We start from the raw sequence: 17,918 nt of genomic DNA, 5'->3' as shown, positions 1-17,918 counted from the left end.
ACGCCCTATGGATAAAAGAAAACCAAACATCATTGCTGTAGACACGGTAGAAAATGAAGCGACCCTGACACTTCATGTTAGCGGAGATATCACCGATTTTAAGGGGCACTTCAAGAGCTTCCCTATTCTACCGGGCGTCACGCAAATAGACTGGGCACTTCACTACGCAGTCCAAGAGTTAGGCGTTCCTGGTTTCTTTAAAGGCATGGAAGTCATTAAGTTCCAAGAGCCTATCCTGCCTGACGCTACAATCCAGCTATCACTCAAATGGGATGCTGACAAAGACAAGCTGAGCTTTAGTTACACCTCGAACAACGGTGAACAGACCCACTCTTCAGGCAAAATGAAGTTGGGAGAAAAAAGTGAATAGCGCTCCCGTCGAGGCTACTTCTCAACATCCAACAGAAGAAAGCAGCTACAAGGCTTGCTTCCTTATCCCGTGCTTTAACCATGGCGCAACCATGCCTACTGTGGTCTCGTCGCTCCATCACTTTGAGTTGCCGATCATCATCGTCGACGATGGCAGTGAACTGACCACAAAACAGTTTCTGGCTCCTCTTGCAGAGCACTCACACGTAACCTTGGTGACACTTGAGCAGAACCAAGGCAAAGGCGGTGCAGTAAAGGCCGGAATCAAAAAAGCACACGAACTCGGCTTTAGCCACGCCATTCAAATTGATGCTGACGGACAACACGACCTTGAAGCCTTACCAACATTAATTGAGGCCTCACAAGCTAAGCCACAACGTCTGATATCAGGCCAGCCTGTCTACGACGAGAGTGTGCCCAAGGCGAGACTGTACGGGCGCTACGCGACACACATTTGGGTATGGATAGAAACCCTTTCTTTATCAATTAAAGACAGCATGTGTGGCTTTAGAGCGTATCCGATCAACCAGACACAAGCAGTGCTCAGCAAATACGATGTTGGGTCTCGAATGGACTTCGACATTGAGATTCTGGTTCGCCTGTATTGGGAAGGCTGCGACATCAACTTCGTTGAAACGCGGGTTATCTATCCTGAAAACGGCATCTCTCATTTCGATGCGCTGTGGGACAACGTAAAAATCAGCTGGATGCACACGCGATTGTTCTTCGGCATGCTACCAAGATCTCCCAAACTGATTGATCGCCATTTCAAATCAACGTCTGCTGAAGATGGTCAAAAACAAGATTCATCGACTGGATCAAACAACAACGAGTCAGAACAGCCCCATTGGTCCCGCACTCAAGAACGCGGCACCGTACTTGGCATCAAGCTGTTACTAGCCATTTACACCCTGTTAGGTCGCCGTGTATTCAACCTGATTTTGCGTGGTGTGATGCGTTACTACCACCTAACGGGCAAACGCGCACGAAACGCTTCAGAACAGTACCTGTTTCAACTAAAGACTTACGCAGAGCAACAAAACATTGAGTTACCTGCGGAGCTAACTAGCTATAACCATCTACTTTCGTTTGGCCATACGATGCTAGATAAACTGGCGGCATGGAAAGGTGATTTCTCGGCAGATAACCTGACTATTCATGGCCAAGACCAATTCGAGAGCATGGTTGCAAATAAACAAGGTGTGTTAATCCTTGGATCTCACCTTGGCAATATTGAACTGTGTCGAGCTTTGGGTCGCAGACACTCGAACATCAAAATCAACGCGTTGGTTTTTACAGAACACGCCGAACGTTTTAATTCAGTTATGAAAGCGGTCAACCCGCAGTCTGATTTAAACCTGATTCAGGTGACATCAATGGGGCCTGATACCGCTATCTTGTTGCAACAGAAACTGGAACAAGGTGAGTGGATTGTGATTGTTGGCGATAGAACTTCCACTAGCAAAGAGAGCCGCTCGGTATGGGCAGAGTTCTTAGGTAAGGAAGCTCCGTTTCCTCAAGGACCATTTATGTTAGCCTCTGTACTCAAAGCTCCCGTATTTTTGCTATTTGGGTTACGTGACGATTCACAAGCAAAGCCGCACTTTAATGTCTATTTTGAGCATTTTAGCGACAAAATCGAGCTACCTAGAAAGACACGCGAACAATCTTTAAAGCAAGTCGTTCAACAATACGCAGACCGGCTTCAGCACTACACACTGAAAGCACCGCTTCAGTGGTACAACTTTTTTAATTTTTGGACATTGAGCAAGCACCATGACGAAAAAGAATCCAAATAGCATCACCTTTGGTGCCGAACGCCTCACGATTGAGGACGTTGTCGCTATCTCACAAGGCGCTAAAGCCTCGATGAACTCAAGTGAAGCATTCACATCTAAGATCGACCGTGGTGTCGCTTTCTTAGAGCGCCTACTGAAAGAAGAAGGCGTGATTTACGGCGTAACGACAGGTTACGGTGACTCTTGTACGGTTGCGATTCCGCCAAGCCTTGTTGATGAACTTCCTCTGCACCTAACACGCTTCCACGGTTGTGGCTTAGGTGAAATACTGTCTCACGAGCAAGCGCGCGCAGTACTTGCAACTCGTCTCTGTTCGCTATCACAAGGCGTTTCTGGTGTGACTCACGATCTACTTAACCAGATCGTTACCCTTATCAACCAAGACATCTCACCGCGTATTCCTCAAGAAGGATCGGTAGGTGCCAGTGGCGACTTGACACCTCTGTCTTACTTAGCAGCTGCACTGATTGGTGAGCGTGATGTCATCTACAAAGGTGAAGTGCGCCCAACCAGTGACGTCTACAAAGAGCTAGGCATTAGCCCTATCAAGCTGAAGCCAAAAGAGGGCTTGGCATTGATGAATGGCACATCTGTAATGACAGCATTAGCTTGTATCGCTTACAAGCGCTCAGAATACCTAGCTCAGCTATCAACCAAGATCACCGCTATGGTATCGGTCGGTATGCATGGCAATGACTTCCACTTCGATGAAGCGCTGTTCGCAGTGAAACCTCATCCAGGTCAACAACAAGTTGCAGCATGGCTGCGTGATGATCTGCAAGCGGATCGCCCACCACGTAACAGTGATCGCCTACAAGATCGATACTCTCTGCGCTGTGCTCCACATGTTATCGGTGTGGTTCAAGACTCTCTGCCTTGGCTTCGCCAAATGATTGAGAACGAACTAAACAGTGCCAACGACAACCCAATTATCGATGGTGATAATGAGCGCGTACTGCACGGCGGACACTTCTACGGTGGTCATATCGCAATGGCAATGGATACACTAAAAACTGCCGTAGCCAACCTTGCTGACCTGCTTGATCGCCAAATGGCGCAGTTGATGGATTACAAGTTCAATAACGGTTTACCATTCAACCTAACCGGTGCAGAAGGCGAACGTAAACCGATTAATCACGGCTTCAAAGCAGTACAGATTGGCGTTTCAGCTTGGACAGCAGAAGCATTGAAGCACACCATGCCAGCAAGCGTGTTCTCTCGTTCAACCGAGTGTCACAATCAAGACAAAGTCAGCATGGGCACCATTGCAGCTCGTGATTGTCTGCGTGTTCTTGAACTAACGGAACAAGTAGCTGCAGCATCACTACTAGCGGGTACACAAGCGCTTGAACTTCGTAAACTCCACAATGAGCTTGATGAGCACCACATGAGTGAAAACCTAAAGCACATTCGCGACGAAGTGCTTAAAGAGTTTGAATTTATCGTTGAAGATCGACCACTTGAAGGCGATCTACGCCACTTCATTGCTCGTATTCAAAGTCAGCACTGGTCACTTTACTCATAAAGTAGCCACCCTTTACGCAATATTGTTGAGAGCGATTTATGTCTGAAATCCTTCATCCATTACAATCTGAGGTGACGCTTATCACCTCATTCCAAGATGCCGACCCAATGGGCGTGATCTATCACGGCAACTACTTCCGATTTTTTGAGGAAGTAAGACGCATCATGATGGATAAGATTGAGTACAACTATCATGAGATGAAGGATTCTGGCTACATGTGGCCTATCATCGATACCCGCGTGAAATACATTAAGGCGATACCGTTTAATCACGAGATTAAGGTCACAGCGAAACTCACCGAGTGGGAAAACCGCCTGCGTGTCGATTATGAAATTCATGATGCTCTAACCGGTGCTCGAATGACACGAGCACACACCATGCAGGTTGCCGTGACCATTGAAGAGCAAGAAATGTGCTTCGCTTCACCGAAAGTGTTTACTGATAAAGTCGAGCATTGGCACCAATTCGGTTGCTTGCCTCTAGCTGAACATCAATCCCAAGCCTCTAACCCACAACAGGTGAATCATGAGTCTGTTTAAACGCAGTCGTAAACACATTAGCGTCTTGCTGCTAGGGCTTGCTTCTATGGCGATAAGTGGCCTTGCTACCGCTAATCAGAACATAGTTTCCGTCGGTTCTATTTCAGAGCTGCAAACGGTGTTGAGTGAAAATAGCATTGTTCGTGGCAAGTTTACTCAAACACGCAATATGGAAATGTTTGCCCAACCTTTGACGTCGCAAGGTACATTCCTATTAGACAAATCAAGTGGCCTACTTTGGACGCAAACCACACCGTTTCCCGTGAACTTAGTGCTCACTGATAACAAACTGAGCCAAAGGTTTGCGGATCAACCCGCGAAAGTCATCACCGATAAAGAAAACCCAATGGCGTTTTATTTCAGCCATATTTTCCTATCGGTGTTCCACGGTGATACACAAAAGCTTAAAGAGCAGTTCTCACTGTCATTCGAGCCTGCAACAATACAAAGCCCAGACGAGAATACAGGCAACAATTCATGGACACTTATCCTAACGCCAAAAAGTGCACCAATGAATGCGGTATTTGAAGCCATCATGCTACAAGGCAACAGTGATATTGAGCGAATCGAGCTAAAAGAGATTCGTGGAGATAGCACGGTGATCGAATTCAGCCAGCTAAGCCATCAACCGGAAGTATTGTCAGATGCCGAAGCGCAACAATTTCAACTCTAAGCTTGCCCTTGTTTGGCTAGTTATCGTGGTGCTTTTTAGCGGACTGTTGATCAAACAGTTCGCTTTTTCTTCTTCAATGCCCATCGAAAGCAACATCATGAAATTGCTACCTGAGAATCAGCAAGATCCTATGGTTGAACAAGCTTTTCAGCAGATTTCCAACTCGATGAGTGAGCAAGTGGTGTTCATCTTGAGCGGCTCTGATATCAAGAGCACTATGGCGGCAACCCAAGCCTTTGAGAAATCGCTCAATCAAGATGCCTTCTCTGACAGTTCAGTACTCTTCAAGCATGTTCAAGGCAAGATCAACGCCAGTACACAAAGCCAATGGAGCGACTTCTATTTTCGTCATCGCGCTCAACTGCTGACCGAACAACAGAAAGAAACATTAACTCATACACCAGAATCACGTGCTCAATATGTGATTCAATCCTTGTATAACCCTTTTTCTGGCGTGACAGCAACCGAGTTAACCTTAGACCCATTCCTGTTATTTCGTGACTATATAAGCGAGGTTGACACCCGTTCGAGTAACTTTGGGATTAAAGAAGGTTATCTAACCGCACAATCACAAGATCAATCACACATTCTTGTTACTGCGACGTTAGCTGGCTCTCCTTATAGCTTAGCGATTCAAGAACAACTTCCCGCACTTGACGCTTTAGAGCGAGAAATTGAGAAGAAATTTGACGTCAAAGTTCAGCACACTGGCGTGGTTTTCTACGCAAATTACGGCACCCAAAGTGCAAAATCTGAAATCAGTACCATTGGCTTAGGCTCATTGGCGGGCGTGATTCTATTAGTGTGGCTGACGTTTCGTAGCGCACTGCCGCTTGCCTTATCTTTACTCTCAATCAGCACGGGATTATTGGTCGCATTGGCGAGCACCGTCGCTATTTTCGGTAAGGTCCACCTATTCAGCTTGGTGTTTGGCGCAAGCTTAATTGGCGTATCCATCGATTACTCTTTTCACTACCTCACTGACCGTTTGGCAGCGGGAAGTCAGTGGCAGAGTGATAAAGGCCTAAAGCATATCTTCATTGCGATTACTCTAGGTTTAATCACCAGCTTGATCGGCTACTTAGGGCTGCTGGTTGCACCCTTCCTAGGTCTACAACAACTAGCTCTGTTCTCATCTATAGGGCTTATTGCCGCTTATGCCAGTGTGGTGTGTTGGTACCCAGTATTGGCCTTCAAACCAAGCCAAGAGCGTGCGCTACCGTTGGCTAGCCTTTGGTGCACATGGCTAAACTTGTGGAGCAATCCCAAATTTAGAATCGGCTTACCTTTAGTAGTGACCGTGGTGAGTTTGGCGTCAATCAGCCAAGTTCGTTATGACGACGATATCCGCCAGCTACAAGCGATGCCTGAACAACTAAAACAGCAAGAGCAAGCCATCTCAGAAATCTCTGGCCTAGGTAGCGCTCAAAACATGCTTTTAGTGACGGCGAACAGTAGTCAGGCGTTACTGAACAAATTAGCGTTGATCAGCTCGAAATTAGATTCGTTGGTCGATCAGCAAGGCATCTCAGGTTATCGCAGCGTCAATCAGCATCTGCCAAGTGAGCAAGAACAACACCATAACTATCAGCTGGTTAAGCAGCTATACGCTAACCAAAGCGCGACCTTGCAAACCACACTCGGTTGGTCGAGCTTCCCAGAGCTACCAAAATACCATCCCATCACACTGGATGAGTTTTTGGCATCTCCGGTATCCGAGCCGATCCGCCCACTTTGGTTGCAACCAATCAATAACCAAGCGGCGTCGGTTATCATGATCACAGAGGTTACTAATTCTGAGCTATTCTCGAAGTGGTTAGATTCAAGCTTTGCTCAACAACAAGGTGTGAAATACCTCAATAAAGCAGATGAAATCTCATCTTTATTTGCTGAGTACCGCGTTAAAATTACCGAGCTGTTATTGATAGCATTAGCGGCTATTGGCATGGTGTTAGGTTGGCGCTATGGCGTGAAACAAAGTCTGTTGATGCTACTGCCGTCATTGATTGCAGGCGTAGCGGGTTTGGCGGTGACTGGAATTTTAGGCTCAACATTGAACCTGTTTAATCTGCTTGGTTTGATTCTGATTTTAGGGATTGGCATCGACTACACCCTGTTCTTTGCTGAACAGAAGAAGTCACTGAGCACCTTATTAGCGATCACCTTATCTGGCCTTACAACATTGCTTTCATTCGGCTTACTGTCGCTGAGCCAGACTCACGCCATTCATAGCTTCGGTATTACCGTGTTAACTGGTATTTTTGTGGCGTGGCTGCTTTCTCCACTCGCAATCAACAGCGAACAAGCCACAGAAAAAACCAAACCTCGCGAGGCCTTCAGATGAACAGAACAATCAAAGTAGCAGTCGCCGTCATACTAGGCTTACTACTCAACGCCTGTTCAATGGTTTCTCAACAACCGACAGGTGCAAGTGTCACTATCGATCAAGACACAGAATTAGCCTTGCCTCTTCCTGCGGATCTTGGATACTCATTGACGGCAAGTCAGTTGATCAGCGCGACTTGGCAAGACGATACCCAACAGTTGCCCGTTCAAGTTGAAGTCACTCCCGAAAAGGTCGTTTTAGCGGGCTTCTCTTCTTGGGGTACGCGTATCCTATCGCTGCAATACCAAAATCAAGCTATTGAAACACAAGTGCTATCTGGCCTTGGGGCTACACTGCCGCAACCCGAACAGGTGCTATTTAATTTAATGCTCACCTTATGGCCAACAGAAGCGTGGGCTCAGCCTCTGCAAAGTATCGGCTGGCACTTGGTCGACACAGACAACAGCCGCACCGTGTTTGATAACAACCAACAGGCAATCATTCGAATTGATTACCAAGCCGACCCTGGTACACACAAAACGACAGGCAACATTGTGTTCAAACATTTAACCCAAGGCTACACCATCACCATACAAACATTGAATTCAACGATTGTCGATAACCCAAGTAAGAGCTAAATACTATGCCTATTTATATCCAAGACTGTGGTTTCCACTCAGCGTTAGGCTCAAATATTGCTGACATTCATGGATGTCTCAAAGACGAAAGCGCATCAAACATGGTTGAAGTGAGCGATATGCTGAACGACGGCAAGCACACTGTCGTTGGCAAAATCGCAAGTGAGCTACCAGACATACCCCCAGCTCAAGCGCAATATGCCACTCGCAACAATCAATTGGCACTGTCGGCTCTCAATCAAATCAAAGACTCTATCGAGAAAGCAAAGTCACAATTTGGCGCAGACAGAATTGCAGTAGTTATCGGCACCAGTACTTCAGGAATTTCGGACGGTGAGGCTGCATTCAAGCATAAACTGGCAAACGGCGAATTTCCGGAGCATTACCACTACTCGAAACAAGAGTTAGGCAATACCTCTGAATTCGTTAGCCAGTATTCATCATTAAGCGGGCCAAGCTACGCGATCTCGACGGCCTGCTCATCGAGTGGCCGTGTATTTCTCACTGCCCAACGTTTATTAGATTCAGGAATGGCTGATGCTGTGTTGGTTGGCGGTGTTGATACGCTGTGTAAGCTGACGCTCAATGGCTTCCATGGTCTTGAAGCCCTTTCGACCACACATTGTAAGCCATTTAGCCAATCTCGAGATGGCATCAACATTGGTGAAGCAGCGGCGTTTATGTTGCTCAGTAAAACAAAACTGAATGTTGCTAATACAAACCAGAATATACCTAGCATTGCCTTGTTAGGCTGCGGTGACAGCTCTGATGCACACCACATTTCAGCGCCTCACCCTGAGGGAAATGGTGCGGAGCAAGCTATGAGAAAAGCGTTAAATTCTGCCAACTTACAAGCAGAAGACATTGGATATATCAATGCTCACGGAACTGCAACACCACTCAATGATTCAATGGAAAGCAAAGCTATTTACCGTATTTTTGCAAACAAGGTTCCCGTTAGCTCAACCAAGCCACTCACCGGGCATACTCTAGGAGCAGCAAGTGCGATTGAGGCTGCAATTGCGTGGCATATTTTGAAATATGACTTACCGCTTCCCTTACAAAAATGTCAGGATAAAGCTGAAGATATTGAGATTGATTTGGTAAACTGTTCGCAGAAACTTAAAGTAAAGAACATCTTAAGCAACTCGTTTGCTTTTGGTGGCAACAACATTAGCCTGATTTTTGGTGTAGTAAATGACTGATATCCCTTCTGTAGACCAACTCCTCCCTCACGATGATCCGATGATATTAATCGATCGTGCTATCAGCGTAGAGGCGTTGTCGATCCACTGTCAGGTTGATATTGGTGACCATAATCTGTTCTTTAATGCCGAATCTCAAACAGTCCCAGCTTATGTTGGCATCGAGTTTATGGCGCAGTCTGTAGCGGCTTGGTCTGGATACCATGCTCTGAAAAGCGGCACCACTCCCCCTATCGGTTTCCTACTTGGATCTCGTCGCTATAAATCACTGTGTGATGAGTTTACTCAAGGTCAGACCCTTGATATCTATGCTGAACAGCTTATGGAAGACAGTGGTATGGCCGTATTTACCGCAAGAGTCGAAGACCAAGGCGAGTTGGTAGCTCAATGCCAACTCAATGTTTACGTGCCAACCGAACAAAAATTACAAGAAATGAAAACTAGGAGCCCATCATGACCCGTCAGGTTTTAGTCACTGGTGCCAGCAAAGGCATTGGTAAAGCGATCGCTATTCAACTCGCGAAAGACGGATTTGAAATCGCCGTTCATTACATGGGTGACAAGCAAGGTGCTGAAGAGACTCTACAATCGATCACCGAGCAAGGTGGCGGTGGACGTCTTATCCAATTTGATATCAGCAACCGCAGCGAATGTCGTGAAAAGCTAGAGTCTGATATTGCTGAACATGGCGCTTACTACGGCGTAGTAAACAACGCAGGCATTACTCGCGACACTGCATTCCCAGCGATGACAGAAGAAGAGTGGGATGGCGTGATCCATACCAACCTAGACAGCTTCTACAACGTACTTCACCCTTGTGTCATGCCTATGGTGCAAAAGCGTAAAGGTGGCCGTATCGTCACGCTAGCGTCTGTATCAGGCATTATGGGTAACCGTGGTCAAACTAACTATGCGGCGGCAAAAGCGGGGGTGATTGGCGCGACTAAGTCTCTAGCCCTAGAACTCGCAAAACGCAAGATCACTGTAAACTGTGTCGCTCCAGGCTTAATTGACACCGGTATGGTTGACGAGCACGTGAAAGATCACGCGCTTCCTCAAGTACCACTGCGCCGAATGGGTGAGCCGGAAGAAGTGGCAGGTCTAGTCAGCTACCTAATGTCTGATATTGCAGGCTACGTAACTCGCCAAGTGATTTCAGTAAATGGAGGCTTAGTATGACCCGCCGCGTTGTTGTAACTGGAATGTCTGGTGTTACTGCTTTTGGTAACGACTGGCAACAGATAGAGCCAAAACTAAAGGCCTGTGAAAATGCGACTCAATATATGCCAAGTTTCGAGCAATATGATGGTCTCAACACTAAGCTAGCAGCGCCTATTGATGACTTCCAACTGCCTAAACACTACAAGCGTAAGCAAGTGCGTGGCATGGGCCGAGTATCACGCCTAGCAACCGTTGCTACTGAGAATGCATTGGAGCAAGCCGGCTTAATTGGTCACGATGTATTGACCAATGGTGAGACTGGTATCGCTTACGGCTCTTCAACCGGCAGTACTGATGCGGTAGGCGCTTTCGGAGTGATGCTGAACGAGAAGTCGACACGAGCAATCACAGCAACCACTTACGTTCAAATGATGCCGCACACAGCAGCCGTTAACGTTGGTCTGTTCTTTGGTCTACGCGGCCGCGTGATTCCCACCAGCAGTGCGTGTACTTCAGGAAGCCAGGCGATTGGTTACGCCTATGAAGCAATCAAACACGGCTACCAAACCGTGATGGTTGCCGGTGGAGGTGAAGAGCTGTGCCCAACTGAGTCTGCCGTTTTCGATACCCTTTTTGCTACCAGTTTAAAAAACGACACACCCAAGAAATCCCCTAGCCCATATGACAGCGAACGTGATGGCTTGGTTATCGGTGAAGGTGCCGGTACGCTTGTTCTTGAAGAGTATGAACATGCTGTTGCTCGCGGTGCAAAGATCTACGCTGAAATCATTGGTTTCGCTAGCAACTGCGATGCCGCTCATGTGACCCAACCTCAGATGGAAACCATGCAAGTTTGTATGGAGAAAGCGCTGAGAGACGCACAACTTCCAGCCGAGAAGATCGGCTATGTTTCTGCGCACGGTACTGCAACTGAAAAAGGCGATATTGCGGAGAGTAATGCGACAGCGAATATCTTTGGCGAAGTGCCTATTAGCTCTCTTAAGAGTTACTTTGGTCATACGCTTGGAGCCTGTGGTGCGATTGAAGCTTGGTTAAGCCTAGAGATGATGCACAGCGGTTGGTTCAGCCCAACCCTAAACCTTGAGAATGTCGATGAGCAGTGCGGCAAGCTCGATTACATCACAGGCTCTGGTCGCGAATTGGATGTTGAATACCTGATGAGCAACAACTTTGCTTTTGGTGGAATCAACACCTCAATCATCTTCAAAAAAATCTAGGATAGATAATGAAAAATTGGTTAGTAGCTGGTGTTGTCGTTTTACTCGCAGGTTGTAGTGCCCCTAAGTATTCAGGAAACGCACTTCCTGAAGCAAATACCATAGAGCAGGTGACAATAGTTGAGGACGAGAAAACTCGTGCGGTCTTCCTCGATTCAATGCTCGACTGGTGTCTGAATAATCAAGTCAAATGTAAGGTTGTTGCAGATGGCTCAGAGCACAATCCAGAAGATATTACGCTAGATTACGTGTCCCGTTGGAGCTGGGATTTCAGAACCTTTGTGGCAGACGCTAAGATCTCGGCTTATCAAGATCAGCAGCGCGTAGGCAATGTTGATTTTAAAGCGCCGAATAGCGGCAACTTTTCAAAATTTGGTGACGATATGGAGCGCATCAAAGCGATGATGGATATCTTATTCGATAAGAAAACAGCCGCGCAAGCGACTCAAATGATTGCCGACGACCAGCTATAACGAGTTGTTGAGATCATAAAGATCGAGACAAATAAAAAGGGTCAGTAACCAAGTTACTGACCCTTTTTGAATCTAGCCATCGCTCAATTAAGCGTTAGCTTCACGCTCAGCGATGAACTCAAGCGCCATCTTGATACGAGCGATTACGCGCTCTTTACCAACAAGCTCCATCACAGCATCAACAGAAGGAGACTGACCGCCACCTGTTACTGCTACGCGAAGTGGCATACCGATTTTACCCATGCCGATCTCTAGCTCTTCACATACTGCTGCAATCACACCATCTTTGATGTTTGCAGTAGTGAAATCTTCAAGTGCTTCAACCTTAGCAAGAGCAAGCTCTAGTGGGCCTTTAGCAACACCACGTAGGTGCTTCTTAGCTGCGCCAGCTTCAAACTCAGAGAAATCTTCGTAGAAGTAACGAGATTGCTCAGCAAGTTCGATAAGTGTGTTACAACGCTCGCCAACTAGCTTGATCACTTCAGTGATAGCTGGGCCGTTTGTTGTATCGATCTTCTGTGCGTCTAGGTGCCATTGCAGGTATTTTGCAACGTACTCAGGCTCAGAAGTCTTGATGTAGTGGTTGTTCAACCAAAGTAGCTTGTCAGTGTTGAATGCAGATGCAGACTTGCTGATTGCGTTTAGGCTGAAGAACTCAATCATCTCTTCTTGAGAGAAGATCTCTTGGTCACCGTGAGACCAACCTAAACGAACTAGGTAGTTGTTTAGTGCATTTGGTAGGTAACCTTCGTCGCGGTATTGCATTACAGAAACAGCACCGTGACGCTTAGAAAGTTTCGCACCGTCATCACCTAGAATCATTGCACAGTGAGCGAACGTTGGAACTGGCGCGCCTAGTGCTTCATAGATGTTGATTTGACGAGGTGTGTTGTTGATGTGATCTTCACCACGAACAACGTGTGTAATACCCATATCCCAGTCATCCACTACAACTACGAAGTTGTATGTTGGTGCGCCGTCTGTACGACGAATGATTAGGTCATCAAGTTGGCTGTTAGCGATTTCGATGCGACCACGGATTTGGTCATCAAATACTACGCTGCCTTCTTTAGGGTTACGGAAACGGATAACGCACGCATCGCCTTCTTTTGCTGCTTCGTTTGCTGCAACAATTTTAGGGTGGTTAGCATCGTAGCGAGCCATCTCTTTGTTTTCTTCTTGCTCTGTACGAATTTCATCAAGCAGCTCTTTGGACGCGTAGCATTTGAATGCTTTGTCTTCAGCAAGTAGCTTATCAACCATTTCGTTGTAACGGTCAAAACGCTTAGATTGGTAGTAAGGACCTTCGTCCCATTCCATACCCATCCATTGCATGCCTTCTAGAATTGCATCAACCGCTTCTTGAGAGTTACGCTCAAGGTCTGTGTCTTCGATACGTAGAACGAATTCACCGCCTTGGTTTTTAGCGAATAGCCAAGAGTAAAGTGCAGTACGTGCACCACCAACGTGAAGATAGCCAGTTGGGCTAGGAGCAAAACGAGTTTTAACCGTCATTTAAATACCTTGATTATGTAGGTGATTCTTTTAGTGGAGCCGATTACAAAGCCTGTAATGGCCAAATATCACTAAATTTTGGGCGCTATTTTATCACCACCGCTTAAATCTACAATCAGTAGTGAATGATTAATGTGCTGTTGTTGTACGAAAGCGATTGTAGAAAGCCGAATTCCGCCTTCGAAGTAGCAAATCTATTGCCTTAGCCAGTAGATTATAGTCGCGCATCCTTTATTCCCCTCTCTCATTCCCAAATTGAATCCACCAGCTAATGCACCACTAAGATCAAATTCTTGAATTTATGTTTGACCTTACCCTTACGGGAAGGTTTATGTTAGGCGTAGATGAGAATTGGAGTATCGATATGAACCACTACACAACCGCGCTCAACGGCCTAAATTGCATGGGTTGTGCGAAGAAAGTCCGCACACTGTTTGCTGATCTCGACAACACGACGATCAATGATATATCGCCGACCTACATCGATATTTCAGCTCCATTTAGTTACGTTCAACTCAACGAGCAGTTAGCGACACTTGGCTACAGCATGGGTAACAAGCTGCACCTCTCGCTATCCGGACTTAACTGCGGTAAATGCGTGAACAAACTGACTCAAGCGCTTGAGCAAACCGAACAAGCTTCAAACCTAGAAGTCAGCAAACAAGAATTAGCACTGGTCACTCTACTTTCTGAATCTGAGGTGATTGAGTTGGTCGAAAGTGTGGGTTATCACGCAGTTCCCTACTCTGAAGCAAATGAGCTCTTACCTAGTTCAGATTTAGAAGAAGATAAAGAATCTGCACCTACAAAAACAACGCCTACTGAACCCGTTGCGAGTCAATATACTTATCACCTTGTACTTGAGGGGATGACGTGTGCGAGTTGTGTATCTTCAGTCGAAAAAGCACTGAAAAATAACGAGTTCGTCGACCAAGCTCAGATCAACCTCGCCGAACAAACGGCCTTGATTTTCACCTCTAAAACACGCGACCTGATCGAAAACGAGCTCATCCAATCGGTGAAAGCCGCAGGTTATGGCGCCGAGTTTGTTGATGATGCGGCAACACAACAGCAAAAGCAGCAAGAACAACAACTTCGCACTCAACAGGCCTTCCTGAAAAACTCAGTAAGTGCGCTATTGCTTGGGGCTCCGCTAATGGCTTGGGGCGTGTTCGGTGGCAGCATGACCATTACTACATTTAACGATCAACTGGCTTGGGGATTAATCGGTGTGGTCTGTTTGGTACTGCTGGCCACTTCAGGTCGTAGCTTCTTCACTAACGCGTGGCAATCACTGATGCACAAGCGCGCGACCATGGATACGTTAGTTGCTTTGGGTACAGGCGCAGCATGGTTCTACTCAATGCTGGTCGTACTGATTCCATCATGGTTCCCAGAAGCCTCTCGCCATGTCTACTTTGAGGCGAGCGCGATGATCGTTGGCCTTATTTCTTTAGGTCACTACATAGAAGCTAAAGCCAAAGCTCGCACCACGAAATCGCTACAAGCACTGATTAATTTACAGCCTCAAAAAGCAGTAGTCATCGTCGATGGCAAAGAACAAACCATTGCTGTAGAAGCTATCCAAGTCGGCATGCAAGTACGCGTCAAACCGGGTGAGAAAGTGCCAGTTGACGGTGTTGTGGTATCTGGCGAGTCTTATATCGATGAATCCATGCTGACCGGTGAACCACTTCCCAACGTTAAATCGGTGAGTGATGGCGTTTCTGCGGGCACCATTAATGGAGATGGCAGCTTAGTTATTGAAGCGACAGGAATTGGCTCAAGCACCATGCTGGCTCGAATCATCCAGATGGTTCGCCAAGCACAAAGCAGCAAACCTGCGATTGCGAAGCTTGCTGACTCTATTTCTGCCGTGTTCGTACCCGTTGTGGTCGCGATCGCAGCTGTTGCCGCCCTAGTTTGGTTTTTTGTTGGCCCACAACCAAGTGCCAGTTACATGCTTGTGGTATCGACTACCGTGCTGATCATCGCTTGTCCGTGTGCCTTAGGCCTAGCGACACCGCTCTCTATTACTGTCGGCGTGGGTAAAGCCGCTGAGTTTGGCGTTCTGATCAAAGATGCCGATGTGTTGCAATCAGCCAGCAAAATCGATGCTGTCGTGTTTGATAAAACAGGCACTCTAACCCAAGGAAAACCAAGCGTTCAACAGGCGTTTTATCACAACCTATCAGAACAAGAACTGCTGGCTTACGCCTATTCGGTTGAAGTCGGTTCAGAACACCCGCTTGCGAAAGCCGTTTGTCAGTATGCCGAAAACTTAGAAGTTTCAGCACTCCCACACAGCGACTTTGAAAACCGCCGAGGCCTTGGAGTACAAGCCAATATTAACGGCAAACACGTTCAAGTCGGCTCTCTTAAATACCTAACCCAACTTGGTATTGATACTCAAATGGGCAATGACTTTATCGAACTTTGTCGTACACAAGCATGGACGCCAATCTTCGTCGTCATCGACCAAAAACTGGAAGGCATATTAGGCATTTCAGACGCATTAAAAATAGATAGCAAACAAGCCATTGCTCAACTAAAATCCGCCGGAATTCACACAGTGCTACTCACTGGCGACAACGATTCAGTTGCTCAAGCGATTGGCAAAAGCGTCGGTATCGATGAGGTTATCTCGGAAGTACTACCAGAGCAGAAAGCTCAGCATATTGTTCAGCTTCAACAACAATATAAGAGTGTGGCTATGGTTGGAGATGGCATTAACGATGCACCAGCGCTTGCTCAGGCCGACATAGGTATCGCAATGGGCAGTGGCAGTGATGTTGCGATTGAAAGTGCACAAATGACACTCCTCAACTCGTCGCCACTGTCTGTAAGTAACGCGATAGAACTGTCCCAAGCGACCGTGAGAAACATGAAGCAAAATCTATTTGGTGCCTTCATCTATAACTCGCTTGGCATCCCTATTGCCGCCGGTGTGCTCTACCCGTTTTTTGGATTTCTGCTTAGCCCAGTAGTAGCAGGAGCAGCTATGGCGATGTCGTCAATTACTGTCGTAAGTAATGCCAACAGGCTGAGATTGTTCAAACCAACTCATTCTAATATTAATAAAAACCATATTCATGAGGTTAACCATGATTCGTAAAGTTATGACTCTTACTGCACTCGCTGCAATTTCAGGACAAGCTTTGGCTACTGATGTTCTAAACCACAAATCTCCATACTGCGGCTGCTGCACAGAATGGACAGAGCATATGCGTGATGCCGGGTTCGATGTAACAGAGAAGCTCCACGATGATATGAACCCTATCAAACAAAAGTTAGGCGTAACGCAAGAGCTGGCTTCTTGCCACACCGCAGAGATCGACGGTTATGTGTTTGAAGGTCACATTCCGGCGGAAGACGTAAAAGCCTTTTTAGAAAACCCACCACGTAATGCGATTGGTTTGGCAGTTCCGGGTATGCCAATGGGCTCACCGGGTATGGAATATGGCGATAAGAAAGACGAATACTCTGTGTACGCGTTTAATGATAAAGGTCAGGTGTTTGAGTACCGTCACTATAAAGGCAACTAAAGTACACGAACACTAAGCTAGAAATGAAAGCATAAAAATAGAGCCTAGTATTAAGCAAACCCAAGACTGTGGTTTACTTACTAGGCTCTTTGCTTTTGGACAGTAAAGCAAATCTTGTCGCGACACTAACCGGGCTGTTAGTGCCGCTTAATCCCCTCGCTCATTCACGAAGGAAGTGCTTTGGCAAAAAAGCTATTTCGCGAATAGTCTCATTAACTAAACCGCCAAATAAATCCGCTTAGAAGCCGTAAGAAGCACCGAATACGAAAGCGTTGTTTTCGTTGTCAGCTTGGTTACGGTACTCAAAGTAAGGTTGAACGCCTTGACGAGTCCATGTCGCACGAAGCTCGTGGTCCATCTTGTTGTCGCCCTCGTTGATTACGTATACGTTGTTGTAGCTTACTGCTAGTTCAGCATTTACTGCGTAGCCGATACGGTTATCAAAACGAGTTTGGTCGTCAGCATTGCTGTCTTCCATTGCGTGGTAACGAGTACGGTTACTGATAGAAATACCGTTGTCGAAGTTGTAACCGATCTTAACTAATGGACGGTACTGAACCGTTTCGCCGTTGTTTAGTAAGTGGTGGTAACCAGCAGCAACCCATAGGTTGTCATTGATGTTGTACATCTGCTCTACACCAAGAGTGATGTATGGAGAGTTACCTAGACCGCTGTCTTGGATTGCGTCATTGTCGTATTTACCAAGAGAGATACCATCAAACTCAGTCAATAAAGTTGTGCCTGTATCAAATGTGTGGCCCGCTTCTAAAGTAGAAGTTGCTGACGGATCGAAATCAGAGTGAAATTGAACGTTACCTGTAACGTAAGAAGAACCAGCAAAAGCACTAGAAGCGAAAGCAAGAGAAAGAGCACTTAGAGCGATAATTTTTTTCATAGTAAACTGCCTTAGTT

Annotated in this window: 16 protein-coding genes; 14 read left to right on the top strand and 2 right to left on the bottom strand. The window is 46.5% G+C overall.

Annotation, left to right across the window (positions count from 1 at the left end):
• The first annotated feature begins 7 nt into the window (after window positions 1-7).
• From ITG10_RS12215 to ITG10_RS12160, 12 genes are read left to right on the top strand one after another with little or no spacing between them, the layout of a single operon-like run.
• Entirely contained in the window at window positions 8-370 is a 363-nt protein-coding gene (locus ITG10_RS12215) for a hypothetical protein (RefSeq protein WP_017631218.1), read from the top strand.
• Window positions 363-2,168, top strand: coding sequence for a glycosyltransferase family 2 protein (locus ITG10_RS12210; protein WP_017631217.1), 1,806 nt, complete (start codon window positions 363-365; stop codon window positions 2,166-2,168). Before ITG10_RS12215 ends, ITG10_RS12210 begins: the two co-directional genes overlap by 8 nt.
• Window positions 2,146-3,693: an aromatic amino acid ammonia-lyase gene (locus ITG10_RS12205; protein WP_248386414.1), complete on the top strand. Its 1,548-nt coding sequence runs from the start codon at window positions 2,146-2,148 to the stop codon at window positions 3,691-3,693. Before ITG10_RS12210 ends, ITG10_RS12205 begins: the two co-directional genes overlap by 23 nt.
• A gap of 38 nt (window positions 3,694-3,731) precedes the next feature.
• Window positions 3,732-4,232 carry an acyl-CoA thioesterase gene (locus ITG10_RS12200; RefSeq protein ID WP_017631055.1) on the top strand — a complete coding sequence of 167 codons (501 nt, stop codon included), beginning with the start codon at window positions 3,732-3,734 and terminating at the stop codon, window positions 4,230-4,232.
• A complete protein-coding gene (locus ITG10_RS12195) occupies window positions 4,219-4,905 on the top strand; it encodes an outer membrane lipoprotein carrier protein LolA (RefSeq protein ID WP_017631056.1) in 687 nt (228 codons plus the stop codon). Before ITG10_RS12200 ends, ITG10_RS12195 begins: the two co-directional genes overlap by 14 nt.
• Entirely contained in the window at window positions 4,877-7,249 is a 2,373-nt protein-coding gene (locus tag ITG10_RS12190) for an MMPL family transporter (RefSeq protein ID WP_017631057.1), read from the top strand. The genes ITG10_RS12195 and ITG10_RS12190 overlap by 29 nt, the downstream gene beginning before the upstream one ends.
• Window positions 7,246-7,869, top strand: coding sequence for a DUF3261 domain-containing protein (locus ITG10_RS12185; RefSeq protein ID WP_017631058.1), 624 nt, complete (start codon window positions 7,246-7,248; stop codon window positions 7,867-7,869). Before ITG10_RS12190 ends, ITG10_RS12185 begins: the two co-directional genes overlap by 4 nt.
• Window positions 7,870-7,874: 5 nt before the next feature.
• On the top strand, window positions 7,875-9,074 hold the full coding sequence (locus tag ITG10_RS12180) for a beta-ketoacyl-[acyl-carrier-protein] synthase family protein (protein ID WP_017631059.1): 1,200 nt from the start codon (window positions 7,875-7,877) through the stop codon (window positions 9,072-9,074).
• Window positions 9,067-9,531 (top strand): hotdog family protein, encoded by a 465-nt coding sequence (locus tag ITG10_RS12175; protein WP_008218193.1) that lies wholly within the window; start codon window positions 9,067-9,069, stop codon window positions 9,529-9,531. The genes ITG10_RS12180 and ITG10_RS12175 overlap by 8 nt, the downstream gene beginning before the upstream one ends.
• A complete protein-coding gene (locus ITG10_RS12170; protein ID WP_008218191.1) occupies window positions 9,528-10,253 on the top strand; it encodes a 3-ketoacyl-ACP reductase FabG2 in 726 nt (241 codons plus the stop codon). The genes ITG10_RS12175 and ITG10_RS12170 overlap by 4 nt, the downstream gene beginning before the upstream one ends.
• Window positions 10,250-11,473, top strand: coding sequence for a beta-ketoacyl-ACP synthase (locus ITG10_RS12165; protein ID WP_017631060.1), 1,224 nt, complete (start codon window positions 10,250-10,252; stop codon window positions 11,471-11,473). The genes ITG10_RS12170 and ITG10_RS12165 overlap by 4 nt, the downstream gene beginning before the upstream one ends.
• A gap of 8 nt (window positions 11,474-11,481) precedes the next feature.
• Entirely contained in the window at window positions 11,482-11,946 is a 465-nt protein-coding gene (locus ITG10_RS12160; RefSeq protein WP_017631061.1) for an Sbal_3080 family lipoprotein, read from the top strand.
• An 87-nt stretch (window positions 11,947-12,033) separates the two neighbouring features.
• On the opposite strand, the gene gltX is transcribed toward ITG10_RS12160, so the two are convergent.
• The gene (gene gltX, locus ITG10_RS12155) at window positions 12,034-13,461 is read right to left on the bottom strand and encodes a glutamate--tRNA ligase (RefSeq protein ID WP_017631062.1); all 1,428 of its coding nucleotides are present in this window, start codon (window positions 13,459-13,461) and stop codon (window positions 12,034-12,036) included.
• Window positions 13,462-13,762: 301 nt separating this feature from the next.
• On the opposite strand from gltX, the gene ITG10_RS12150 reads away from it, so the two are divergent.
• Entirely contained in the window at window positions 13,763-16,576 is a 2,814-nt protein-coding gene (locus ITG10_RS12150; protein WP_248386413.1) for a copper-translocating P-type ATPase, read from the top strand.
• Complete coding sequence (locus tag ITG10_RS12145) at window positions 16,566-17,006, top strand: DUF411 domain-containing protein (protein ID WP_017631063.1); 441 nt, start codon at window positions 16,566-16,568, stop codon at window positions 17,004-17,006. The genes ITG10_RS12150 and ITG10_RS12145 overlap by 11 nt, the downstream gene beginning before the upstream one ends.
• Window positions 17,007-17,244: 238 nt before the next feature.
• On the opposite strand, the gene ITG10_RS12140 is transcribed toward ITG10_RS12145, so the two are convergent.
• Window positions 17,245-17,901 carry an oligogalacturonate-specific porin KdgM family protein gene (locus ITG10_RS12140; RefSeq protein WP_017631064.1) on the bottom strand — a complete coding sequence of 219 codons (657 nt, stop codon included), beginning with the start codon at window positions 17,899-17,901 and terminating at the stop codon, window positions 17,245-17,247.
• Window positions 17,902-17,918: the final 17 nt, after the last annotated feature.

The sequence above is a fragment of the Vibrio sp. ED004 genome (assembly GCF_023206395.1).
GTDB lineage: Bacteria > Pseudomonadota > Gammaproteobacteria > Enterobacterales > Vibrionaceae > Vibrio.
This window is presented reverse-complemented; position numbering and strand designations above follow the sequence as displayed.